This window comes from Bacillus sp. CGMCC 1.60114 (assembly GCF_042676365.1).
GTDB classification, from domain to species: domain Bacteria; phylum Bacillota; class Bacilli; order Bacillales; family Bacillaceae_G; genus Bacillus_A; species Bacillus_A rhizoplanae_A.
Map to the genome: position 1 here is coordinate 23,016 of NZ_JBHTHG010000112.1, position 21,219 is coordinate 44,234.

The following is a 21,219-nucleotide window of genomic DNA, read 5'->3' on the forward strand; positions in this document are numbered from 1 at the left end:
TCATAAGTTTAATACCAATATACTATCTCAATCATCAAGAAAACTTATGATAAAATGAAAAGAAAAGCGGAGCCGACTGTTTAGGCCTGGTGGCTAAGGTTCTTTCGCACAGAAGGTGCTTTTTACCTTCTCGTGTGGAAGGTTCTTAGACGCGAAGGCCTAGGAGGCGGAGCTAGACAAAGAAAAGCAGAAGCGGCTCAATCAGAATGGGAGACGAAGCTAGACAACGAAAAACGGAGCCCACTCCTTTAGTCACCGAAAGGAATGATTATAATAAACACCGACATTTTAAAAATTTTTGTAACAGTCGTAGAGCAAAAGCATTTTTCCAGAGCTGCCGAAATGTTGAATCTTTCACAGCCTGGGGTAAGCATGCACATTCGCAATTTAGAAAATGAATTTGGTACAACGCTCATTCAACGCTCACCAAAACATGTGCAAGTCACAGAAGCTGGGAACATTTTATACATACATGCAAAACAAATGCTTACGCTATATGAAGACGCAAAACAAGAAATTAATGAACTGCATAATATCGTTACGGGGACACTGCGCATTGGCGCTAGTTTTACAATCGGAGAATATCTTCTTCCTAAAATATTAGCAAACTACGCAAAGGAACATCCACACGTTGAAGTTCATACATTTATTTCAAACACAGAAGAAGTGTTACAAAGGGTTCGTTCAAATCAACTTGATATTGGCTTAGTAGAAGGGCAAGTCATATACACAGATGTAGACGCAGAATCATTTATGGAGGATGAAATGAAGCTTATTGTTCCGCCAAATCACCCTCTTACAATGGCAAGTCCGCTTCAGACGAACATGCTGCAAGATCAAATATGGGTGCTTCGTGAAACCGGTTCAGGAACCAGGGCTTACAGCGACCGCTTTATTCACGACCATCATTTAAAAATGAAGCGTTACTTCACATTTAGCAGCATTCAAAGTGTGAAAGAGGCCGTTGCTGCCGGGCTCGGAATTGCCATTTTATCAGACTGGACAGTGCGTAAAGAACTACAAGCAGGTGAAGTATGTCATATACCTGTCCAAAATGAAAAACTAATGCGCCCTTTCTCGATCGTACGCGGAAAATATTTTATTCCTTCCAAAGCGATTCAAGTATTTTTAGATCATGTGCAAAACTTTGCGAATAAACATAGTTGACCTTTACACTAATGTGAAGGTTTAGAATAAGGATAGAAGGAGTGATGGTTTTGCGCATCGGAGAATTATCTAAACATACAGGCGTAAGTGAACGTTCACTACGGCATTATGAGGAAAAAGGCTTGCTTATTTCAAAACGGCTCACAAATGGTTATCGTGATTTTGAAGAAACGACGATTGAAAAAGTAGAGCTCATTCAAATGTATTTACAACTCGGTTTAAACTTAGAGGAAACTTCCAGAATGCTACGCTGTTTAGAAATAGAACCACACTTATATGATAATCCGTGCAGCAGTATCATCAAGCTTTACGAAGAAAGGCTTGATGAAGTAACAAAGCAAATTTCATTACTTTCTCATATTCAAACGAACTTACAAAAACACGTTACACTATTAAAACAAGGAAAGAAAGGAATTGATACAATATGTTCGTTTTACACGGAAGTTCACGTTCAAATGGGAATACAGAACAATTAACGCATATGATGCTAGAAGGCGTACATGCTGAAGAAGTATATTTACGCAATCATACAATCCAACCAATTACAGATCAGCGTCATGATACAGAAGGCTTTCAACCTATCGATGATGATTACGAGGGTATCATTCATCGTATGCTTGAGCATGATACAATTGTATTTGCAACACCACTTTACTGGTACGGTATGAGCGGGCATATGAAAAATTTTGTGGATCGCTGGTCGCAAAGCTTGCGGGATGCATCTCTGCATTTTAAAGAACGTATGCAAGGTAAGAAAGTGTATGTTGTCATTGTCGGCGGCGACAATCCAAAATTAAAGGCGCTCCCGCTTATTGCACAGTTTCAATATATTTTTGACTTTGTAGGAGCTTCTTTTGAAGGTTATATGATTGGGGCTGCCAACGCACCAGGCGAAATCGTAAATGATAAAGAAACAATGGAAAAAATAAAAGTATATAATTATAATTTTAAGCAAAAATTAACAGAATGATTTGACAAATACAACTCCGTAAGCATACAATAAATGTAAATTATGAAAGGAAGGTACATCGGCCAATGAAGTTCTAATTCTCTTTTTTATTCATCCATCACAAATAGTGAAACGAAATGATGAAAACTAGAAGAGGATTAGTATGCCCTTTTGTCGATAACTTTCTTTTGACATGAACATGTAAAAAATACGTGTACAGTTTCTTTGTGCACACCTTTTTACATACTATGGGTGACGTATATCCTCTCTAGTGAAACTAGGGAGGTTTTTTTATGACTATTTTAACAGCACGAAACATTGAAAAAAGCTTTGGTGACCGTACTTTATTTGCGTTACAAGCACTTGATATTCATGCGCATGACCGTATTGGAATCGTTGGTGTAAACGGTGCGGGAAAATCAACGCTATTACAAATATTAAGTAAAGAAGTAGAACCTGATTACGGAACAGTCAACCACTACGGTTCTATCGCTATCATTCCGCAGTTCCATGAAGAATTCTTAGAAACCGCTTCTTCTCTTTCTAAAGGACAGTGGGGAATCTCTCACGTCACAACGAATATGAGCGGTGGTGAACGCGGACGTTTAAAAATTGCTCACGCCCTTGAAAAAGAAGCATCTATTTTATTTGCCGATGAACCAACAAGTCATCTCGATATGTATGGCACAGAACAACTGGAAAAAGCACTACTGTCTTATCAAGGGGCAATCCTTTTAATTTCTCATGACCGCGCCTTGTTAGACGCCATTTGTACAAAGATCATCGAAATTGAAGATGGTTCTGTCCGTGAATATAAAGGGAATTACACAAGCTATCGCGAGCAAAAAGAACAACAAAGACAGCACCAGCAATCAGAATATGAGCAGTACACGAAAGAAAAACAGCGATTAGAAAATGCAATCGCCAGTAGACAACAACGGGCTTCCGGTATGACAAAAATCCCAACTCGCTATAGTTCTTCTGAATCTAAACTGTACAAATCAGGAGCAGCTTACAGCCAAGGAAATGTCCAAAAAGCCGCTAAAGAATTAGAAACGAGATTAGAGCAATTAGAAAAGAAAGAAAAACCAACGGAAATTGTGCATGCAAGGTTTGATGCACAATACCACGCACCGATTCATAGTAAAACGGTTGTGCAGTTTAATAAGGTTACGAAAAAGATCGGAAGCCGCAGCCTCTTTCACAATATAAATGGAAGTATGGTTCCGGGGGCAAAGCTTGCTATTCTCGGAAAAAATGGGAGCGGAAAAACAACACTATTTTATATGATTCAAGCAAATGAACGAGGAATTCAGCTTTCGAAAAGCTGCAAAATTGGTTACTTTGAACAAACGTTAGCAATTCTACAAAATGACAAAACCATTTTACAAAATGTTATGGAAGAAACACGTTATGAAGAATCATTTGTACGAACGATTCTTGCCCGCCTGCTATTTCGAAGAGAAGATGTTCATAAACAAGTGAATGTGTTAAGTGGCGGCGAACGCGTGAAGGTCGCGCTGGCTAAGGTTTTCTTAGGAGACTACAATATGCTCCTTCTTGACGAACCGACAAACTATCTGGACCTCGCCACTCAAGAAGAACTAGAGCAAATGCTGCAAGATTATCCGGGTACTGTTTTATTCATTAGTCACGATCGTACCTTTGTTCATAAAATCGCTGATCACATTTTACACCTAGATGAAGAATCACCACGACTCTTTCCAGGGAATTATGAACAGTATATGAAACGGACAGAACAAGCCTCTATCAATCCAACAGAGCAGGAACTGCTGCGCTTGCAAACAAAATTAACAGAGGTGATTGGACGAATTTCGATGCCGGGACGTCATGATGATGTGACTCTTTTGGAAAATGAATACGAGCAATTGCTGCGTCAAATTCAGGAATGTAAGATGCGCTTACTATAAAGTGACACTTCCATCAGTGGAGCGTTTTTTCATCTTCCACTGATGGAAAGCCCGTTAAATCGGGCACATGCCAGCAGTTATCCTCCCACCTAACCTCTTCGCTTTTCTTTGCATCTTGAGGTGGGAGTCTTACTGCTCACGAATAGCGGGATAAAAATAGCTCAAAACGAAAAAAGCTGCCCTCTCAGACAGCGACAACTTTTTTCATTCTTAACTATGCTTCTTTCGAATGATTTAAAACACTCTTGTATTTTCGTTAACCATACATGCTAGACATGAAATGAATTAACTTTACGCTCAAATACAGAGTGCTTACCTATTTATATTTATATTTTAAAGATTTACACCAAAATCTAATTCACTTTAATTTGCACAGTGCTTTCCGTTAATATAATACGCTGATTCTGTGAAAACCGTAAAAACAACCTCTACTTCAGAAAGCTCAAAGCCCATTATATATGTAGTAAGTGCCTTGGCAAATCGATCTCGAACTTCTTGTCCACGTTCGAACCATTTCACCTCAATAAGAGGAAAAGCCTCTGTTTCTTCTCCATTATATACAAATGTAGAATTTGGTAATTCTAATGTAAAATTATCCGTACCACACTCGCAAATCTCTGCGAGCTCTTCTACTAATGGTTTACTTATACCCTTTAATTGTTCAGTAGTAATTCCACGAAATACAATATGCGGCAAGTGAATCCCTCCGTTAGATGGCTTTATTCTATATTTCTCCACATCATAGCACATTTTATTTCGCTGCACCAGAATCTATCGGCACTCCCAATTGACCCCATTTTCCGTCTTAACTCTTACAATCGCAGGGTTCCATTTGTTCCTGATTGCGCCGGATTTACTCTCCTCTTCTAACTTCAAAAAAATTAAATTACATTGAAATGATGATTTCGTGCTTTTCTTTTGATTTTCTACAATCTTCGCCTTAAAATAATTTAAAGATTTATTACTTTCTTACACATACTTAAAAGTAGGAGACTTCTTTTAAATTATGTTAAAATTTTGTGAGATACTAATCAGTATACACTAATAAAGGTGAGGGTACCCAGTGAACAAGAATGACAATACATATTGCACAATGGTTATATTTGGAGCAACAGGCGATTTAGCAAAGAGAAAATTATTCCCTTCTATATATAGCCTATATAAAAAAGGACAGCTCTCTAAAAATTTTGCTGTTGTTGGTGTGGCAAGACGCGAATGGAGCGATGATGTATTTCGTAAAAATGTACTTGCCTCTATTCAAGATTCAAAAATTGAACCAGGAAATGATTTAGATGAATTTTTAACTCATTTCCGATACTTAGCGTTTGATGTTACGAATACTGCTTCGTACCAAGATTTAAATGCATTACTTACTAACCTAGAAGAACAATTCAATATTCCAGGAAACAGAATGTTTTATATGGCGATGGCTCCTGAATTTTTCGGAACAATCGCTTCTTACTTGAAATCCGAAGGTGTGACAAACTCAAATGGCTGGAATCGATTGATTATTGAAAAGCCTTTTGGACATGACTTCCCATCCGCACAAAAATTAAATGAGGAACTTCGTCACGCATTTGTGGAAGATGAAATTTATCGTATTGACCATTATCTAGGAAAAGAAATGGTTCAAAACATTGGTGTCATTCGTTTTGCCAATGCAATATTTGAATCATTGTGGAATAATAGATACATCTCTAATATTCAAATTACATCCAGTGAATCTTTAGGTGTAGAGGATCGCGGAGGTTACTATGACCATTCCGGTGCCTTAAGGGACATGGTACAAAACCATATGTTACAAATGGTTGCTTTACTGGCAATGGAACCGCCAATTCGTTTAACAACAGAAGAAATCCGAAGCGAAAAAATTAAAGCATTACGTGCACTTCGACCAATGACAGTAGAAGAAGTGGATGAATATTTTGTGCGAAGCCAGTATGGTCCAGGAACAATCAACGGAAAAGAAGTTCCTGGGTACAGAAGCGAAAATAAAGTGGATCCAAACTCAAGAACGGAAACATTTGTGGCGGGTAAATTATTAATAGACAATTTCCGCTGGGCTGGTGTGCCGATCTACATTCGTACAGGTAAACGCATGCAAGAAAAATCAACAAAAATCGTTATTCAGTTTAAAGAATTGCCAATGAATTTATATTCTAAATCAGAAAACAGCGTTCATCCGAACCTGCTTATTATTCATATTCAGCCGGATGAGGGAATTTCTCTTGTTTTAAACGGTAAGAAAATCGGTACTTCTGACAAGACGACACCATTTAAACTTGATTACTGCAATGACTGCGTGGACGGAGTAAATACACCAGAGGCTTACGAGAAGCTCCTATACGATGCAATTCAAGGCGATGCAACAAACTTCACTCACTGGGATGAAGTAGCATTATCATGGAAATTTGTTGATGTTATTTCTAAAGCATGGCAACAGGATGTATCAACAGATTTACTTACTTACGAATCAGGATCAATGGGACCGCAAGCTTCTGATGATTTACTTGCGGAAAACAGCTTCCAATGGTGGCCTATTTCAGATGATGGTGACTACTCAATCTAATCAAAGGGGAATTCTTATGAAAAAAGTATATGACATTACAGTACCTATTTACGAAGGAATGCCGGTATATAAAAATAAACCGGAAAAACAGCCTCAACTTTCCAAAGTTACAAACGGTCATGTAACAGAATCCACATTAAAAATGGATGCTCATACAGGAACCCATATCGATGCGCCTTTGCACATGATAAATGACGGAGACACGTTTGAAACACTTGATATTGAGAAATTAGTAGGCGAAGCAAAGGTTTTTGACCTGACGCATGTTGAAGGCGGCATTACTGCTGAAGACCTAAAGGATTTCGATATTCAAAAAGGAGACTTTGTCTTATTTAAAACAAAGAACTCCTTCGATGAAGGATTTAACTTTGACTTTATTTATTTAGCTGAAAGCGGTGCGAAACTGCTTTCTGAAAAAGGTATTCGCGGTGTGGGCATTGATGCATTAGGTGTTGAACGTGCACAAGAAGGTCACCCAACTCATAAAACACTATTTGCACACGATATTATTGTAATCGAAGGATTAACATTTAAAGAAGTAGAAGCGGGAACATACTTTATGGTCGCAGCTCCATTAAAATTAATGGGTACAGATGCAGCACCAGCGCGTGTTTTATTATTTCAATAAAAAAACGGACCAAGATATCAATCTTGGTCCATTTTTTTATCTTATCCCGCATTAACGGGCAGTAATACTCCCACCTCAAAATTCGGTGAAAGCAAAGAAGTTAGGCGGGAGATAAACTGCCCGTAAAAGCCCGATTGGTTCAACTAATAATCAGTGGGGGAACAGCCCCCCCACTGATTAAAGTTTCACTTTATATCCATTTTGTATGGAATGTACCTTCTTTATCCACTCGTTTGTACGTATGTGCTCCAAAATAATCGCGCTGCGCTTGTAATAAGTTTGCAGGCAATGTTGCAGTACGATAGCTATCATAATAAGAAATCGCCGCTGAAAATGCAGGTACCGGAATACCTTGTTGTACAGCTAATGAGATAATTTGACGTAATCCGCCTTGGTATGACTCCACAATTTCTTTAAAGTATGGATCAAGTAAAAGGTTTGGTAAGTCAGTGTTCTTCTCATAAGCCTCTTTAATGTTTTGTAAAAAGGCTGCACGAATAATACATCCGCCTCTCCAAAGCATAGAAATGCTGCCAAAATCAAGGTTCCAATCATATTCCTCAGAAGCTGCCTTCAATTGCGTGAATCCTTGTGCATAAGAACAAATTTTACTCATATATAAAGCTTGGCGCACTGCTTCAATTAATTCTGCTTTTTCAATTCCAAGTGCTGGTTTGTCTTTAGGTCCAGATAAAACTTTGCTTGCGTTCACACGCTCTTCTTTTAAAGCAGAAATACAACGCGCAAATACAGATTCCGTGATAATAGGAAGAGAGATACCTAAATCAAGCGCACTTTGGCTTGTCCATTTGCCTGTACCCTTTTGTCCCGCAGTATCAAGAATAACATCCACTAATGGCTTTCCTGTTTCTTCATCTTTCTTCGTGAAGATGTCTGCTGTAATCTCGATTAGGTAGCTATTCAGCTCGCCCTTATTCCATTCAGCAAAGATTTCATGAAACTCTTCTGCAGTCAAATCAAGTGTTTGTTTCAAGAAGAAATATGCTTCACAAATTAATTGCATATCTCCATACTCAATACCATTGTGAACCATTTTTACATAGTGACCTGCTCCATCTGGTCCGATATAAGAACAGCAAGATTCGCCATTCACTTTCGCAGAAATATTTTCAAGCATATCTTTCACTTTTTCATATGCATCCTTCTGTCCGCCTGGCATAATAGAAGGCCCCTTCAATGCACCCTCTTCTCCACCTGACACACCTGCACCAATGAAATTGATTCCTTTTTCAGCAAGACGTTTATTTCGGCGAATTGTATCGACAAAGTATGTATTACCGCCGTCAATTAAAATATCGCCTTTATCAAGGTGAGGAAGCAGAGAATCAATCGCCTTATCTGTAATTTCCCCTGCATTAACCATTAATAAAATCTTTCTAGGTGATTCAAGTGAGTTAACAAACTCTTCAACCATATGAGTACCAACTAAGTTTTTACCACTGTTTTCCTCAATGATTTCATTTACTTTTTCCTTTGAAATATCATATAGGGCAACAGAATACCCTTTACTCTCAAAGTTCAGTGCAAGGCTTTTTCCCATAACACCCACACCAACAACTCCAATTTGTTGCTTTGGCATATTTCATCGTTCCTTTCTAGGTATGTTACTTTGTCTATACTATAGTATATAAACCTAAAGTAAAACTATAATCAAGTAATCCATCTTGTTAATTTTAACATGGAGTTCAGCAGAGATGTGTGCAAAACCAAATCACAGGGGCATGGCACCGATTTTTTCTTTTTGGAGTATCACTACCAAGCTAAAGAAATAAATAAAAAACCTAGCTATCCAATGTTAGGAATACCTCAATGAATAACCAGGTTTTTTATGATATTTACCTTACTTCAATTAATGAGATACCGCCACATCACCATCAAATTAAAAATTAAAAACTATATCCCTGCCCAAACATCCTTTGCATATCTTCCTTCATGTTGCAAATGATCCAGCCAGTCCTTTGCTTTCTGCTCATCAACACCATGATAAGTTTGATAGCTTTCACATAAAGTTCTCTCTACATCTGGAGCCATTCGACTTCCATCTCCACATACATAGAGTTGACCACCCTCATCAAGCAAACGAATTAATTTGTCTGCATCCTGCTTCATAAGATGTTGTACGTATGTTTTAGGTTGCCCCTCTAAACGAGAGAATGCTGTGTGAAGCATGACTAATCCATCCTCCCCAGCACGTTCTAACTCTTCACGGTACAGATAATCCTGTTCAGGATGACGACAGCCAAAATACAAATGTGCTTCTCCCAATTTATGCCCCTTTTGCTTTTGAACACGACGTGCTTGCAAAAATCCTAAGAATGGGGCAACTCCTGTTCCAGGTCCAACCATAATAATTGGCTTCTCAGTATTTTCCGGCAAGTGAAACCCTGATTGTGGATTACGGATAAAACATGCGATAGTATCCCCTACTTGTCGCTCGGCCAAATAGTTTGAAGCAACTCCCAAGTATTCACCACGCCCGCTCCATGATGCTCCTCTTACGACACCGACTGTGATACTCGCACGATTCGAAACAATTTGCGGTGAACTAGAAATTGAATAGTATCGGACTTTTAGCGGTGGAAGAAGTTCTAAAAACCTTTCAAATGGCAATTCACAAGCAGGATATTTCTCAAGTAAATCAAGCATTGTCGTACGTTTTTGCAGAATAGTTGTTTTGTATGCCTCTTCCTCTAAAAGAGCTTCTAACTCTTGTTTATGAGGTGGACAAACGGTATATGCCGCTAATTCACGAAGTTGCGTCCGTGTCACTGGCTCTTGTAATTCAACATAATTTGCAAGCAGTTCATACACACATACACTCTGCTCTAAAGGAAGATGTGCAATGCTGTAATCATTTCCGCTCAGAAGAAGAACATCTTTCCCATTTAATCCATATCGTTGTAAAACACGTTCTACAAGATCTTTTCTATTCTGTGGTAAGACTCCTAGATGATCACCCTCTTGGTATTGAATACCTTCAGGTAAAGTAATTTCAATATGGCGCGTACTGTGTGCGCTCTCCTCTGTTTGAAGCTCACGATTTTCTATAACATACGCCGAAAGTGCATGATACGTTTTTGCCAGAGGAGTACTTGTCAATTCGCTAACAAATTGTAATTGAAGTTTATTTTCCGAACGTTTTTCACTTTTATTAACTTCTAAATTCAAAGCTTTTGCTACATCTTCCCATAGCTGGTTTTGCCATTCATCAAATTGGAACTCAAAGTCTTCACTCACGTCACCCTCGCCACGTATAGTTAGACGAGTCGCACCCTTTAAGACCAATTGTTCGTCAATCAATCTTGGAATACGTTGATATGTGCTAGCCCAATTACGGTCGCCGCATCCAAAAACAGCATAATTTACTCCTTCAAGGGTTTCGTCTTCTAACTCGCTTATCCAATGGACAAATTCCTTTGCGTTATCAGGTGGATTACCATTGTATGAAGCAGTAATAATACACACGACTCCATCTCTAGGAAGCTTTTCCGTATACTCATCAAGCGGTGCCACTTCACTCTCAAATCCTTGAAAGCGAGCAGTGTCAGCAAGTTTTCGTGCGAGCCCTTCCGCTGTTCCAAGGTTAGATCCGTAAAGTACGAGTAACGGTGTATCATGCGAATCGACAACAGTTTTAAAGTTATGTTTTATTTCCTGTTCTGTTGGCACTGTAACGTTTGAATCAGAAACAGCGAAGGTAACTTTTTTATTTCGCGGTTTGACGCACATAGTAAATCCATCTGGTTTCAAAGTTAATGTTTCCTTAACTTTTAATTGATAGTCTGTATGGTTAATAATTTCAAAATGCTGAAGAATCATACCTAATACTAAAGTAGCTTCCTGAAGTGCAAATTGTTGTCCAATACAAGCTCTTTGCCCATTCCCAAATGGCTTATATGCATGCGGAGCGATTTGTTCAATATTCTCAAATCTCTCAGGTCGGAAATCTTCAACATCATCTCCCCATACACTCGTATCACGATGAAGCTTTGGTATGAGAACTGTAACCTCTCTTCCCTTTTCTATATGGTACTTTCCACCAAGAAGTGTATCTTCCTTTGCACAAAGTGAAATGGCTGGCGCTGTTGGCCATAAACGTAACGTCTCATTGAGAATCATACGAATGTATTTCAGTTTTTGAACCTGCCCATATGTAGGAATCGGATCTGTTAAAACTCGATCTACTTCTTCATATGCCTTCTTAAGCTTATCAGGGTTTTTCAAAAGGAAATACAATGCAAATGACAATAGACCACTAGTCGTCTCATGTCCGGCTATTAAAAAAGTAATAATTTGAAAACGAATATTTTCATCGTCCAACATTTCACCTGTTTGCGAATCTTTCCCATTCAGCATATGAGCTAGCAAGTCATCCCCATTTCGATTATCACTTTCTTTACGCTCTGCAATAATATTATCTACCAAATCAAACATAGATTGAATATCTTGCTTAAACTGACGTTTCTTCATAACCATTAATTTATCTTGTATACCTAAGCGTTGAGATTGATTCATTGCCTCTTCAAGCGAACGAACCATGCTAGTAATAAAAGGATGCGAAGTATCACGATAAAAGCTATTAAAACGGTAATTAAATCCACATAACCCGATAGTATCTAGCGTAAGGCGTGTCATGTCTTCTGGTACATCAATACTTTCATTTGGGTTGAGACGCTCCCACTTTTGAACCAATTGCATACCAAGATCAACCATCATAGAATGATATCCCTTCATAGCTTGTTGACTAAAACTAGGAAGAAGAATGTTATGTGCCTTATGCCAGTTTGATTCGTTTGTCCAACTCGTAAATAACCCGTCTCCAGTAAATGCACGAACATTTTGTAAAGCGGTTCCAACGCTCTTTTCAAAACGAGACTCATCACATACCTCTGCCGCTAATTCATGATTAGAAACAATGGTGCGCGTCCTTCCTGGCAACTCAAGTCGAAAAATTGGTCCATGCTCATACGAAAGCTTTAAAATTGATTGTATAGGTTCCTCTCCCTTTAGCAGTGGTAAATTGCCAAGTGGCCCGAAAGTTTTAGGCTGCGGAATATTGCTAGTTCCTTTCATGTAAAAAATCCTTTCCTTAATAAAGTGAACCTTTCATCAATGGAAATTTTTTATCTCCATTGATGAAAGCCCGAAAAATTTATACGTTCTATCGTGGACGTTTCAATTCTAAACAAAAAATTAACGGAAGATTCAAAAAATACTACGTATATTTATATTTAAAAACTAGAAAAATCACATTTATATTTATTTAAATGAAGCATATCCCTGGTCAGCCATTACGACACTCCCATTAATAGCATCTGCTTCTTCTAATGAAAGAAGATAAACGACATCAGCAAGTGCCTCTGGATTCGTTAACTCATTACCCATAACTTTCGTTTTCATAGATTCAATCATACTATCTTTATATCCATGAAGAATAGGTGTATCGACAACGCCTGGTGCTACTGCTACTACACGAATTCCATATTCAGCTAATTCAAGGGCTGCAGATTTTGTCATCATAATAACAGCACCTTTTGTTGCGTGATATGCAAATGTACCTGGAGAAGCTAAAAAGCCATAAACAGAAGCCGTATTTATAATTACACCTTTTATATTTAACTCTTTCATCTTCTTACCTGCCGCCATGATCCCATAGGCAACACCATGTTGATTAACCCCTATTACTTTTTCATAGCGATCCATATTTTGATCAAGCACTGGACCTGCACCGCCAATTCCAGCATTGTTAAACATAATATCAATTCGGCCATACGTTTCTACTGCGATATTAACTAGATTTTCTACCTCTTCGTACCGTGAAACATCTGTCTTAACAAAAATAGCTGTTCCACCCTCAGCTGTAATGATTTCTACAGTTTCTTTTCCACCTGCTTCATTCACATCAGCGACTACCACTTGATCTCCTTTTCTTGCAAACTTGATACATGTTTGTCGACCAATTCCACTTCCTCCACCTGTAATTACAGCAACTCTTCTTGTCATCATAACTATTCCCCCTATCCGAGATAAGATTTGTTGCAATAATTGTAACACTTCTATACATTAAATATTATTAAAACATACTTACCATTACTTAAGTAAGACTTAATAAAAGAGGTTATGTTTATATGAATATTGAGCAATTAGAGTATATTGTTGAGGTCACAAATACAGGTTCTTTAACCATTGCAGCGCAAAATATGCATGTCACGTTATCTGCTATCAGTCAATCTATCTCGGCTTTAGAAGCAGAACTAGGGATATCATTGTTTACACGTTCTCGTTTAGGTACAATCCCTACTGCTGAAGGAAAAATTATTATTAAAAAGGCCGCTGAAACACTAGAGAAACTTCAGGAGTTAAAAGATGAGGCTCACGGATTCACAAATACCGTACGTGGCGAATTAAGAATTGCAGCAATTCCTGGTCCTATGTCTTTATTGGTTCATACAGTAACAAATTTTAAAAAGGATTATCCAAATGTAAAAATAGAGATGTTTGAAAAAGGTTCACAGGAAATACTAGATGACATTCGCCAACATAAGATTGACATGGGTCTAATTATTCTATTTGAAGACATTATTCATAAAAGTAATGGATTAGTGTTTGAGCCATTATTAAAAGGAAAAATGGTTATTGCGGTCAACCGTAATTCACCTTTAGCATTTAACAAATCAATTACTCCAGAAGAACTGTTAACCCATTCTTTAGTTTTATACAAAGATGATTACGTCGAATGGTTTATGAACCAATTTACAGCTACATATGGCCCTGTTGATATTCTTTTTACTACTAACAAGACAGATGCCATCCTAAAAACTATTAAAGACGGATTAGCTATCACTGTTGGTCCTGATTATTCTTTTCCTAGTGAATCTACTTTACTAAAAACAGACATTGCAATCATTGAACTTGAAGTTCCTAAGCAACAGGATGTCTATTTTGCCTGGGTACGTTCAGAAGGAAAACATTATTCTCAAATTTGTAAGAACTTCATTACTAGATTAAAGCATGAACTTTAACGTAGAATTAGACAAGATGGATAAAGAAATGAATACATAAAGCGAAAGTGGGGGTTTTTTCATCCCCCACTGATGAAAAAACCCCCACCTATCTTCTTCCCTTCTCTCTCAATATTATGGTGAGGGTTCTACTGCCCGTTAATGCGGGATAAAAACGAGAAAAACACACGAAATTTTCGTTCTGGGGGTATTATGAGATTTTAACTTGATGGCGATGGGGTATTAATTTTTTCTTAGCTCGATGGGCATGTGGCGAGATCTCATAAAGAAAAGATACAAGATATAACATAGAGAATAATTTTACATCTAATACAGTATCCTCACAAAAATTTACAATGTAATCCTCAAAAAGTTTGGCTAGACTATATTCTCTATATTTAAAAGAAAACCGACCTTTTAGGTCGGTTGGACTCTGCAAAAACATGATTTTCTCTAGCTTTTTTTCCAAGGTCGAACCCCTACTTTAAGTTGACATTTATAAGACAAGTGAAATTGATTCTAAAACATCCTAAAAAATAAGATAAAAAGACACTCTCTATTGAAAATAAAATTAAATTTATGCAAAAGTTCTTTAAATTGCATCATACTCTGCCATTAAACGTATTTTATAAATTTCATGCTTCTATCACACAATCTTTGCACTAAACATGATTTATCAATGTTCATGATATTTATTTACTTTCATCCCAAGAACCATCATCCCTAAGATAATACCATTTTCCATTATCTTGAATCCATCCTGTTTTCATAACACCAGATGAGTCAAGGTAATACCATTTTCCATTATTTTGAATCCATCCTGTTTTCATAACACCGGATGAGTCAAGGTAATACCATTTTCCATTATCTTGAATCCACCCTGTTTTCATAACACCAGATAAGTCAAGATAATACCATTTTCCATTATCTTGAATCCATCCTGTTTTCATAACACCAGATGAGTCAAGGTAACGCCACTTATTATCAGCATCCAAAATCCATCCTTTTGTAAATGGATTAACCGTAATAAAGTTACTTATGTATTTTTTACTATCATTATAACTTAAATATGCATTAACCGGACTATCTTTCCATGTATCATGAAGAATTAAATTTTCATAATTCTCATTAATTTCAGGTATATACATTTGTTCATATCCTACTCCGGTTACAGTATGATTCTTATAAAACGGATGGTTTATGGTATTAACCGTAATTGGTCTTCCAGCATCTATTTCTTTTACGTATTCATCATAAGTTGGAGTTTCATCAAGACTGATTTCTGGATAATATCCACGGTTATTCCAATATTTTTTTAAACCTGGAACCATATCTGTAGTGTATGTTGTACCACCCTCTAATATATTTCCAGGATGTATAATTCCAGGAATTGTCTTCATTTCTTTCCCTAGATTTTCAATTACTTGATTCGTAGCTTCATTGTCAGTTATTAAGTTATTATAACTATTTCGATCCCAATACCCTACTACATTTGAGAGTGCAGTGGGTGTACATCCCATATACCATGTATTGTCTGGAACATTTTTAATAATCTTTTCTTTAAAGTCTGATGTATCATTTTCATTCATAGCAGAATAAGCATTTTCTTTGAATAGTTTTCCCCCCTTTTCTTCTACTTGTTTTAATTTCGCATCTTGTATGTTTACCGTTTCTGTAGTAAGAATATTTTCGATATTGTTATTTACTTTTTTATAATGTTGGAGAGGCCCCATATAGATACCCTTTCCGTCTTCAATGTTTTTGTATGGATTAGATCCCTCTCTTGTAGATTCAATGATAGAATTATTCTGTTTTTCACTACTTGTAATGATATACCCCTTATCCATATTTTCCTTTTTCACTTGGAATGCATACCCCATTACATTACCATCTAAATTATAGAGAGTCTGTCCTTCATCTACATAAGCTTCTTTCCAATCTGGATATGATTTTTTACTAACCCCTTTGATATAACCTTCCGCTTTATACTTAGCCTCTTCTTTCGTTATCGCGTGTTTTCTTGATAATTCTTCTGCTTTTGAATTTTCCGTGTAGTTAAAAATTATTCCGCATGAAAGTGCACAACTTACAGCTAAAAATGAAATTTTTTTCATCAACAATCTCCCTTTTACATAATAATTTGATAATTAAGATGATTTCAGTGTAACACAGAAGTAAAAAAAATACATTTTTTGATATATTTTTAAATTTTACAAAATATTGGATAATTTGTTTAATTACGATGTGTCATATGTTAAAATACTGATGGATAAATATTCGTTTTATTCCAAATAATAGAATTGAGGGGTATTTTTTATGAAAAAGATATTAGGTTTAGCGCTAACTACAAGTTTAGGATTAGGATTAGGATTTTCTAATCCTACATTAGCTCAAGTTAATCAAGATAGTATACATCCAAATTTAGAAGTAAAAGAAATGCAAGATCGCAGAATTCAAGGTATTAATGCTGCGGATAATTTAACTCCCGAACAGGTAAATAGACTCTTAGAGAAAATGGGATTTTCTATCACAGAAATATCTAATATGCAAGATTCACTAAAAAAAGACATTGTTAAAGAAGGAGGAAAAAAAGCTATATTAACTCCTTTAAAAAATGAAAATACATCTCATAAACCTTCGGTTCAATATGCTTATACAGAACCTGAAGTAGTAATAGAGAATGGCCTAAACTTTAATTTATTTGCTCTTTATGAGGGTACTCAAGGATCAAATCATATTTATAAAATCTACACTAATGGCATTTGGACTAATATCCCATATTTAAAAACAAATGATACAATCGGTATTTTCTGGGGAGATAATATTACTGCTGTAAATAATTCAGACTCTGCTCGACAAAGTTGGTTTACTCAAAAGGATGAATTGGAAGCGAATTTAAAAGGAGATCGTTCAAGTATATACGGAACACAATGGAAAATTCCATTTAAAGTTGGTGCTACACTTAACGGTGCTTATACTTCTCAAAAAGTATCTATCCCAATTCAATTTACTGGTCAAAAATTTCAAGTTGGTTCTGCGTTTAGTCATCCATGGTTGACTACACAACAAGATATTCCGTTTAAATTTGGTCCAGGAACTGTTGATTTTAATAATGTAAAAGGAAACCAATATAGTTTAAAATATAGCATTACTGTAGGTTCCTAATAACAAAGCTTGAATAATTTAATTTTTACAATTCAAATCATGATATATAACCTTTAGAAGCCACATCACCATCATGCTAATACGCTAGAAATTCACATTCAGATAAGGCAGTTTCTTTTTTCTAAAAGAAAGCATACATGTTACTTAATCATTCGGACACAAAATACAACACAACATTATTGTATATTCCATTAAAAAATTATCTCAAAATAATAAATCATCAAAATTTTATTGTTCTACATCAAAGATTAATAATAACTTATTATTATAAATACTAAATTCCTATAATTCTAATAATTAATAACTTTGTTACTGTAAAACCATTGGAATCTGGATGGACTTAAGATAACAAAAATTGATATTACCCTGAAGAAGATTAGGAATAGAACGCAAATAAAAATATCTACTAATATAAAACACCCCATAGAACAATATTATTCTATGAGGTGTTTTGTATAATAAAATATATTATATTCTTTGATAATAATATGTACAATTTTCACCATCTTGATAAACTTTAAACAAATCTGGTATAGCCCAAACAGCGATACCTATAGCAGCAGCTGCACCAGCAACTGTTGTCCAAGGAGTAGGGGTTTCACAAAGAGCTATAGCAGCTAAAGCAGCTTCACCAGAAACTTTAGCTGTAAAAGCTATCTCATGTTCTTTCTTGCTAAGTACAGAACTACGAAATCCATTTAACTCTTTACTATTAGAACTATTTTCTATAGGATTTTTAGCCCTTTGTCCTGGAATTTTAATAAGCCAAACATTGTTAGTATAATAATAATAATACCATTTCTCATCTAGACTTGTACCTTTATCAATAAGTTGTAGTGACTGTTGCATATATTGTGGCCCTAAATCTTTTGATAAATTTCGTTGTACAGTATTTAAATCAATTGTTTGATTTGAAACTAAATTATCGGTTAAATTCCTAGTAGAAATACTAACTGTTTTTGTTATTTTATTATAGGTGGAAATACTAATTAAATTCGAATCAGAAGACTGTACTACACGTTCTTGATTATCATCTTTTATTATTTTCAGTGAAACATTATTTTTCTCTGTGTTTCTATTAACTTTGCTAGAAGCATTACTTGTTTTATTATCAGTAGAAGCAAAAGATAATGTTGGAGACATTGTTGTCAAAATACCTAGAGCAGTAGCTGAAGTAATTACTTTTTTCATTAATTTATTCATTTTTCAAACTCCTTATGATTTTTATTTTACTACCTAAAAATAACAGAATTACCATACAATTACAATATAATACAATACATTAAATTATATTTATTTTCAGATTTTTAAAGGAGGGATTTTATAATGTCCAAACACGTTCTTAATAAAAACAATAATACATATCGTTATAGAACACTGATTTTTGTGTTATTACCTATTGTAATGTTAAGTATTCTAATTTTTATACAGTTTATAATGAATTATCCTATACCTATTTTAGGTTATAAAAATTATTTTAAAGATGATAATTTAGGATATGTTATTAAAGAATATACTTGGATTGGTACAACCAAAAAACAAACTATATATGGCGATGACTGGCTTTCTGTTAAAGATAAAACCAAATATATTGGAGAAGTACTGAGTGCTCAATTTATGTGGGTATGCGGATTACTTTGTTTACTTATTACGAAGTTTTCAAAATTAAAATTTAATTCGCAAGAACTTAAACTTTATAAAATATTATGGTTTACAGTGATATTAATCGGCTTACTATTTCATCTAATCATTGCATTAAAATAAAGATACATGACCAACAAAACACAAATATCACCAAATTATGTTCACACTAAAGAGAGAGGTATTTTTCCAAGCTATCAGGCGTGGAAAAATACCGCTCTCTTTTATATGTTCAATTTAGATCACACAATGGTTCAAAATATTTTATTAAACTACGTTCATTACCTACTTGTAATAAACTGAACTTATATGGATTAAGCTTTAATGTACTTTTATGGTTTTTATTTCCTCTTTTTTAATAAATAAGATTCGTTAAATAATCTCTTAATAAAAAACAGAAGGAATACAGAACACTCACTGCTGGAATTTAAAGTTTATTTCACCACAATTTTTAATTTTGCTCCATCTAGAACTTTATCTAGCTTATTACCCTCGCTCCCCTATTATCTTCGAAATGTATATAACGATCGACTCCAACTCCACCTTCGACGCACATGGCCATTTGATACTCATCACCAAAAGGTCTAGGTGCACATAATAGAAGCTGCATAATCACAACTTTATGCAGCCTCTTTTGCGGTTCCATTTTGTTGAATCTACATTCTCAACAATTATGAAAAACCTTCTTATCTTTTATAAAAATTCAAAATATCATCCAACTTCGGTATCCCACCGATGCTCTTGTTCTACAAAAATAAGACCCAATTCGTGATGCTCTCCTGCATAAATCGCATGTTGTACAAGACGAAGTTCACCATTCGTATCAACAACTTCCATTTTACAAAAAGCACCTGTTGTTTTTGATTGCAGAGCATTGTAAAACTCGTCCACATTGGTCGGAATGATTCCATTCACTTTCACAATCATTTCCCCAGGTTTCAAGTCCATCGTTGCTCCAGCTGTACCTGGAATTGTGTCTAATACGACTAAGCCCTGATCACGAGAGGCAAAATATGCAGGACGCTTTTCATCCTGTAAACGTTCTTGCACAGTAATCGTCAAACGTCCAAGCATTGCCGCTCCCATGGCCACAATTGCTAGTGTGTGCCACCAATAACTTGCTATTCCTAATAGAAGAACAACTGCAGCTAGTCCAAATACACGACGACCTGTAAATAACAACGCTCCTTTTGGCTCAAAACTTTTAATCGTTCTCGTAGATCCAATTAAAAATGGAATTAAGAATAAAGAAAACTTTTGCGATCCGACAGATACGACCGGCCACCAAGATACAAAGTGAGTTAAGGCGTCTCCTGGTACAAGAACAAATACCGGTACTAGCCATAATCTTTTTGATTCATGCAGCCCAATATTTAAACCACGTTTTCCTTTTCTTAATTTCGGCGTCGAATAGTTCGCTGCGTTCTTGGAAATAAGCAAACCTTCCACAACTAACATAAGTCCAAGTAAAATTGCTAATGACACGACACTGCTCTCTTCTCCCTCACGAAGCTGTAAGAAGGAGACTGGAAGCTTTGAAGATAATAACGTCGCTGCAATCGCAATTCCGAATGTGTACGCAGGAGATAAGTATCTATATTGAACAATAAGAGCAAATAATACCGTCCAAATTGCTATCATAAATATACTTGCTTCTGAGATAACAATCCCCATTCCAACTGTAATCAATGATAGAATGAGTCCAAAACCAATTCCTGCAAATGCAGATGTACGTAATTCATACAAAATATCATACACTTTAAAAGAAAAATCTTTCCGTTCTCGTAGTACTCGTAAATATCCAACAAAAAAGCTACTTATAAAGAAAATATACAAAGCAGGATGTGCAAAGAAACGCACAATTGCCTTCACAACTTCTAACGACCAAACCTCCACGAAATGATTCACCACCATCTATAATATGTTTCATTACTGCCCACAATTAATGGGCAGTAAGATTTCCTGCCTACAAGAAATGAATTGCCATTATGTAGGATATGCCCCCAATAATGGAAGTTTTATTTTATCTTATCACAATTAATCAAACGTTTGTTTAACGCATAAAAAAAATATACAGGCTGCGTAAGCCTGTATATTTTTTTATCTTTCATGAGTGAAATAAAGTGAAACTTCCATCAGTCGGTTTT

At 35.9% G+C, this 21,219-nt stretch carries 16 protein-coding genes and 1 pseudogene; 9 read left to right on the forward strand and 8 right to left on the reverse strand.

What is annotated here, in order from left to right; genetic code table 11:
* The first annotated feature begins 273 nt into the window (after nt 1–273).
* The 4 genes and pseudogenes from ACFQZ1_RS17965 (at nt 274) to abc-f (ending at nt 4,047) form a co-directional block, all read left to right on the forward strand.
* Nucleotides 274–1,167 carry a LysR family transcriptional regulator gene (locus tag ACFQZ1_RS17965; protein ID WP_377883653.1) on the forward strand — a complete coding sequence of 298 codons (894 nt, stop codon included), beginning with the start codon at nt 274–276 and terminating at the stop codon, nt 1,165–1,167.
* Between the two features lie 50 nt (nt 1,168–1,217).
* Nucleotides 1,218–1,577, forward strand: a pseudogene (locus ACFQZ1_RS17970) (MerR family transcriptional regulator); the annotation flags it as partial.
* Nucleotides 1,578–1,591: 14 nt separating this feature from the next.
* The gene (locus tag ACFQZ1_RS17975; protein WP_377883565.1) at nt 1,592–2,137 is read left to right on the forward strand and encodes a flavodoxin family protein; all 546 of its coding nucleotides are present in this window, start codon (nt 1,592–1,594) and stop codon (nt 2,135–2,137) included.
* Between the two features lie 272 nt (nt 2,138–2,409).
* Nucleotides 2,410–4,047: a ribosomal protection-like ABC-F family protein gene (gene abc-f / locus ACFQZ1_RS17980; protein ID WP_377883566.1), complete on the forward strand. Its 1,638-nt coding sequence runs from the start codon at nt 2,410–2,412 to the stop codon at nt 4,045–4,047.
* A gap of 363 nt (nt 4,048–4,410) precedes the next feature.
* On the opposite strand, the gene ACFQZ1_RS17985 is transcribed toward abc-f, so the two are convergent.
* Nucleotides 4,411–4,743, reverse strand: coding sequence for a DUF1904 family protein (locus tag ACFQZ1_RS17985; protein WP_377883654.1), 333 nt, complete (start codon nt 4,741–4,743; stop codon nt 4,411–4,413).
* A 397-nt stretch (nt 4,744–5,140) separates the two neighbouring features.
* Here ACFQZ1_RS17985 and zwf point away from each other — a divergent pair, with 397 nt between their 5' ends.
* Entirely contained in the window at nt 5,141–6,616 is a 1,476-nt protein-coding gene (gene zwf, locus ACFQZ1_RS17990; RefSeq protein WP_377883655.1) for a glucose-6-phosphate dehydrogenase, read from the forward strand.
* A 16-nt stretch (nt 6,617–6,632) separates the two neighbouring features.
* Nucleotides 6,633–7,244, forward strand: coding sequence for a cyclase family protein (locus ACFQZ1_RS17995; RefSeq protein ID WP_377883567.1), 612 nt, complete (start codon nt 6,633–6,635; stop codon nt 7,242–7,244).
* A 190-nt stretch (nt 7,245–7,434) separates the two neighbouring features.
* Here the strand turns inward: ACFQZ1_RS17995 and gndA are convergent, their stop codons facing one another.
* The 3 genes from gndA to ACFQZ1_RS18010 form a co-directional block, all read right to left on the reverse strand.
* Nucleotides 7,435–8,844 (reverse strand): NADP-dependent phosphogluconate dehydrogenase, encoded by a 1,410-nt coding sequence (gndA, locus tag ACFQZ1_RS18000; RefSeq protein ID WP_377883568.1) that lies wholly within the window; start codon nt 8,842–8,844, stop codon nt 7,435–7,437.
* A 314-nt stretch (nt 8,845–9,158) separates the two neighbouring features.
* Nucleotides 9,159–12,338, reverse strand: a complete 3,180-nt coding sequence (locus ACFQZ1_RS18005) for a bifunctional cytochrome P450/NADPH--P450 reductase (protein ID WP_377883569.1) — start codon at nt 12,336–12,338, stop codon at nt 9,159–9,161.
* Nucleotides 12,339–12,524: 186 nt separating this feature from the next.
* Complete coding sequence (locus tag ACFQZ1_RS18010) at nt 12,525–13,271, reverse strand: SDR family NAD(P)-dependent oxidoreductase (RefSeq protein WP_377883570.1); 747 nt, start codon at nt 13,269–13,271, stop codon at nt 12,525–12,527.
* Nucleotides 13,272–13,393: 122 nt separating this feature from the next.
* Between ACFQZ1_RS18010 and ACFQZ1_RS18015 the strand changes: the two genes are divergently transcribed.
* A complete protein-coding gene (locus tag ACFQZ1_RS18015; RefSeq protein WP_377883571.1) occupies nt 13,394–14,287 on the forward strand; it encodes a LysR family transcriptional regulator in 894 nt (297 codons plus the stop codon).
* Between the two features lie 190 nt (nt 14,288–14,477).
* On the opposite strand, the gene ACFQZ1_RS18020 is transcribed toward ACFQZ1_RS18015, so the two are convergent.
* Together ACFQZ1_RS18020 and ACFQZ1_RS18025 are read right to left on the reverse strand one after the other, a co-directional pair.
* A complete protein-coding gene (locus ACFQZ1_RS18020) occupies nt 14,478–14,735 on the reverse strand; it encodes a hypothetical protein (RefSeq protein WP_377883572.1) in 258 nt (85 codons plus the stop codon).
* Between the two features lie 223 nt (nt 14,736–14,958).
* A complete protein-coding gene (locus ACFQZ1_RS18025) occupies nt 14,959–16,380 on the reverse strand; it encodes an N-acetylmuramoyl-L-alanine amidase family protein (protein WP_377883573.1) in 1,422 nt (473 codons plus the stop codon).
* Nucleotides 16,381–16,582: 202 nt separating this feature from the next.
* On the opposite strand from ACFQZ1_RS18025, the gene ACFQZ1_RS18030 reads away from it, so the two are divergent.
* Complete coding sequence (locus ACFQZ1_RS18030) at nt 16,583–17,431, forward strand: hypothetical protein (RefSeq protein ID WP_377883574.1); 849 nt, start codon at nt 16,583–16,585, stop codon at nt 17,429–17,431.
* A 468-nt stretch (nt 17,432–17,899) separates the two neighbouring features.
* On the opposite strand, the gene ACFQZ1_RS18035 is transcribed toward ACFQZ1_RS18030, so the two are convergent.
* Nucleotides 17,900–18,634: a geobacillin-26 family protein gene (locus ACFQZ1_RS18035; protein WP_377883575.1), complete on the reverse strand. Its 735-nt coding sequence runs from the start codon at nt 18,632–18,634 to the stop codon at nt 17,900–17,902.
* Between the two features lie 123 nt (nt 18,635–18,757).
* Between ACFQZ1_RS18035 and ACFQZ1_RS18040 the strand changes: the two genes are divergently transcribed.
* Complete coding sequence (locus ACFQZ1_RS18040) at nt 18,758–19,195, forward strand: hypothetical protein (RefSeq protein WP_377883576.1); 438 nt, start codon at nt 18,758–18,760, stop codon at nt 19,193–19,195.
* A gap of 588 nt (nt 19,196–19,783) precedes the next feature.
* Here the strand turns inward: ACFQZ1_RS18040 and ACFQZ1_RS18045 are convergent.
* A complete protein-coding gene (locus ACFQZ1_RS18045; protein ID WP_377883577.1) occupies nt 19,784–20,986 on the reverse strand; it encodes a PDZ domain-containing protein in 1,203 nt (400 codons plus the stop codon).
* Nucleotides 20,987–21,219: the final 233 nt, after the last annotated feature.